The sequence below is a fragment of the Hansschlegelia beijingensis genome (genome assembly GCF_045505405.1).
GTDB classification, from domain to species: Bacteria; Pseudomonadota; Alphaproteobacteria; order Rhizobiales; family Methylopilaceae; genus Methylopila; species Methylopila beijingensis_A.
The window spans coordinates 1-3678 of record NZ_JBJKEX010000311.1 but is presented as its reverse complement, the minus strand read 5'-3'; the positions used below and the strand labels follow the sequence as shown (position 1 = coordinate 3678).

At 70.4% G+C, this 3678-nt stretch carries 5 protein-coding genes, 1 tRNA gene and 1 pseudogene; 4 read left to right on the top strand and 3 right to left on the bottom strand.

The genetic code is table 11. From position 1 onward, the window contains the following. The first annotated feature begins 160 nt into the window (after window positions 1-160). The 3 genes from ACIKT0_RS14960 (at window position 161) to ACIKT0_RS14950 (ending at window position 1291) form a co-directional block, all read left to right on the top strand. Window positions 161-235: transfer RNA gene (locus ACIKT0_RS14960), tRNA-Gly, on the top strand. Between the two features lie 309 nt (window positions 236-544). Continuing rightward, window positions 545-970, top strand: coding sequence for a cupin domain-containing protein (locus ACIKT0_RS14955; protein WP_407106109.1), 426 nt, complete (start codon window positions 545-547; stop codon window positions 968-970). Window positions 971-1084: 114 nt separating this feature from the next. Then, window positions 1085-1291: a hypothetical protein gene (locus ACIKT0_RS14950; protein WP_407106108.1), complete on the top strand. Its 207-nt coding sequence runs from the start codon at window positions 1085-1087 to the stop codon at window positions 1289-1291. 27 nt (window positions 1292-1318) lie between these two features. Here ACIKT0_RS14950 and ACIKT0_RS14945 read toward each other — a convergent pair whose 3' ends face one another. The 3 genes from ACIKT0_RS14945 to ACIKT0_RS14935 form a co-directional block, all read right to left on the bottom strand. Beyond that, entirely contained in the window at window positions 1319-2185 is an 867-nt protein-coding gene (locus ACIKT0_RS14945; protein WP_407106106.1) for an MBL fold metallo-hydrolase, read from the bottom strand. Window positions 2186-2335: 150 nt separating this feature from the next. Continuing rightward, window positions 2336-2863: a flavin reductase family protein gene (locus ACIKT0_RS14940; RefSeq protein ID WP_407106105.1), complete on the bottom strand. Its 528-nt coding sequence runs from the start codon at window positions 2861-2863 to the stop codon at window positions 2336-2338. Window positions 2864-3182: 319 nt separating this feature from the next. Next, on the bottom strand, window positions 3183-3545 hold the full coding sequence (locus tag ACIKT0_RS14935; RefSeq protein WP_407106103.1) for a response regulator: 363 nt from the start codon (window positions 3543-3545) through the stop codon (window positions 3183-3185). A 54-nt stretch (window positions 3546-3599) separates the two neighbouring features. Between ACIKT0_RS14935 and ACIKT0_RS14930 the strand changes: the two are divergent. Beyond that, window positions 3600-3678 (top strand): annotated as a pseudogene (locus ACIKT0_RS14930) (ABC transporter ATP-binding protein); the annotation flags it as partial.

The window sequence follows — 3678 nt, the reverse complement described above, 5'->3', positions numbered from 1 at the left end:
CGGGGGCTCCCCGAAAAGGCCGGAGCGCCTGCGGCCGTAGGCCGTCCCCCGCGCCCCGCCGTCGCGGCTCGCGGTCGCCGACAAATCCGTCTTGCAATCCCGATCGCGTTGCGGCATAGAGCGCGTCTCGCGGGGCACCCACCCGCGGGACGGACTTCAAGCGGGTGTAGCTCAGGGGTAGAGCACAACCTTGCCAAGGTTGGGGTCGAGGGTTCGAATCCCTTCGCCCGCTCCAGTTCTTCAAACGACGAAAGCCGCGGATCGCTCCGCGGCTTTCGTCGTTTCCGAGGTCGCTTTTGTGGCCGGCAGCCGGGCTGCCGCTATCACCGGCCAGGAACAACCGCGACCGGCACTCTCCGGGCCGCCCCGCCCGCCCGGATAACTTCCGCCTGCCCCGGAGGACGCCGTCAGATCCGGGCGTCGCGCGGGCGCGCTTTCCGTGTAACGTCGCGCGGCGGTTCGACGAGGAGCCGCGGCTGGCGGCGCTCCGGGGACCTGCTCCGGTCGCCATCCTTCGTGCGCGACGTCATGGTTGGAGATCGACATGCAGTTTCTGATGCGCGCCGCCTGTGCGGGAGCCCTCGTCCTCGCCTCGTCCGGCGGAGCGCTCGCGGAACAGAAGCCGATCGTCGTCACGCCGCTGATGACGACGTCCGAGACCTCGAGCGGCCAGCCGATCACGCTGCCGCAGAAGGACGTCCAGGTCTCCGTCTCCACCTATGACATCCAGCCCGGCGCGGTGCTGCCGTGGCACGAGCACCCCTATCCCCGCTACGCTTATGTGCTTGCGGGCACGCTCAGCGTCACGAACTCGGTCACGGGCCAGACGACGATCTTCAAGACGGGAGACTTCCTGCTCGAAGCCATCGGCCAATGGCACCGCGGCGCCAGCGTCGGGCCGGACCCGGTCAAGCTGCTCGTCATCGACCAGACCGAGAAGAACATCCCGAACGTCGTCCTCAAGGACTGAACTGACGCCCGGCCCCGGGGGCGCGTCCGCCGCGGCTCCCGGCGCCCCGCTATGGCCCCCCGTAATGGGGAACCGACGCCCTTCGCTGCGCCTTAGCAGCGAAGGAGATCGCATATGTCAGACACTCAGCTTCCCGTCCGCCGCACCGAGCCGCACAGGGCGTCCCTGAAGCTGCGCTGCGGACCTTTCTCTTCGGAGGCGGAGATCGAGATCTCCAGTCGCGGGCTGATCGCGGTCGGGGCGCTGGTCAGCGGCATCCTGCTGTCCGTCGTGCCGATCATCTGGGTGTCGACCAGGAAGGCGCCTCGTCGCTGGATGTGAGCCGGTCCCCGGGCGGCGCGCTCGTCGTCACAGGCCGTCGAGCGGGACCTTGAGGTAGCGCTTGCCATTGCTCTCGGGCTGGGGGAGCTCCCCTGCCCTCATGTTAACCTGGAGCGACGGGATGATCAGCTTCGGCATGGGCAGCGTGGCGTCGCGCGCGGTGCGCATCGCCACGAACGCATCCTCTGTCACGCCATCGCGCACATGGATGTTGTAGGCGCGCTCGTCGGCGACCGTGGTCTCGCTGCGGATCTCGCGTCCGTTCGGGCCATAGTCGTGGCACATGAACAGGCGCGTCTCGGGCGGCAGCTCGAGGACCTTCCTGATCGACCGGAACAGCGCCCGGGCGTCGCCGCCCGGGAAATCCGCGCGCGCCGTGCCCCCGTCGGGCATGAACAGCGTGTCGCCCACGAAGGCCGCGTCGCCGATCACATAGGTGACGCAGGCGGGGGTGTGGCCAGGCGTGTGCATGACGCGCCCCTCCAGGGCGCCGATGCGGAACGTGTCGCCATCCTCGAACAGGCGGTCGAACTGCGAGCCGTCGCGCTGGAACTCGCTGCCCTCGTTGAAGACCTTGCCGAAAGTCTCCTGAACGACCCGAATGCCGGCGCCGATCGCGACCTGCCCCCCGAGCGCCCGCTGGATGTAGGGCGCGGCCGAGAGGTGATCCGCGTGCACGTGGGTCTCGAGCAGCCACGCGACCTTGAGCCCGCGGTCGCGCACATGCGCGATGACGGCGTCGGCCGAAGCGTGGCTGACGCGGCCCGACGCATAGTCGAAGTCCAGCACGCTATCGACGATCGCGCAGGCGTCGCTCGCCGGGTCCCGGACCACATAGGAGAAGGTGTTCGTCGCAGGGTCGAAGAACGTCGCGACGTCCGGACGGTCGGTCATGATCTGCCTCCTTCGCCCGCGGTGGGGCGGCGGCCGCGGGCGGGGAGGATCGCGGCGACCTGCCGGCCCCGGCCGCCCTTGCTCGTCGCGGCCCTGGATCGGCTCCAGACCATATCACCGATCGGACGGTGCGGCGCCCCGGATCGCCTCTCAGGCCGCAGGCTCCCGATCGGCCGCCAGGTAGCCGCCCTCGCCGTAGAGGAGCGGCCGCCCCGGACGGCCGGGCTCGGCGGCCTCGACCTCGCAGAACACCACGATGTTGTCGCCCGCCGGCACGATTTGGACCACGACGGCCGAGATCCGCGCGAGCGCGTCCCGCAGCACAGGCGCGCCGCCGAGCCGTGAGCTCGGGATATGCCGGTAGCGCCCGGGCAAGACCTTGCTCGCGAAGGCGTCCGACAGCCCACGTTGCTCCTCCGACAGCACGGACACGCCGATCCTCGCGCCCGGGACCATGCTGTCGAAGCTGTCGCTGCGCCGGGAGACGCAGAACAGCAGCATCGGAGGGTCGGCCGATATCGACGTCACCGAGGTCGCGGTGAAGCCATGAAGATCCTCTCCGCGCTTGAACGTGACCACGCAGACGCCGGAGGCGAGCCGCCGGAACGCGGCCTTGAAGTCCTCGACGACCGAGGTCGCAGGCGGCTTCTGCGCCGCGTCTGTCGCCGGGCCGCTCATGAGCGAAGCAGGTTTTCGAGCAAGGTCGCGCCCTCGTCGGCGGCCCGAAGCCGCCCTCGCCGCCGCGGTTCTGGCGGGAAAGCTTCGAAGCGTCCCGGCCTGGCCGGCATGAAGCCGTCGGCGCCGCCCTCGTCCATATATGTCTCCATCCGACCGGCGAGCGCCGCCGTCCCGGCCGCGACCCGCACGCCCACGCCTGAGCGCAGATCGGCCGCCGCCTTGACCGTCTCGGGATATTAGCCTGCGGGTCCTTCGCGCGGATGACCGGTTGGAACAACCCTGCTCCCCGGCGGCGCAGGGTCCGGACGCCCGCGCCCCGTCACCCGATCCGCGACAGGGCGGTCTCGATCTGCTCGATCGTGGCGGGCTTCTGGCACACAGGCACGTCCTGCAACGGCGCCGGCAGGGCCGTCACGTCGCAGCCGGTGACCACCACCATCCGCACGCCGCGCTCGCGCAGCGCCATCGCGATCGGGGCCACGCTGCGGCCGTCGAGGTCGAGGTCCAGCAGGGCGAAGTCGAGCCGGGCCGCGGCCTTGATGAGCCTCGCGGCCTCCCGGTCCTGCGCCACAGGCCCCAGCACCACGGCGCCGCGCGCCTCGAGCGCGCGCTTCATCTCACGCGCGAGCAGGAAATCGTCCTCCACGAGCAGAACGTGGCGCTCGGCGAACAGCCCCGACACGGACCCTGCCTCGCGGAGGCTTGCGGATTCCGGTTTCGGCGTCGCCGGATCGGGGTCGGGCTGAAGCAGGACGCCGGCGACCGGTTCCCCTCCGAGCTTTCCGGCGGCATGATCAAGCGCGCCGCCCTGGCGC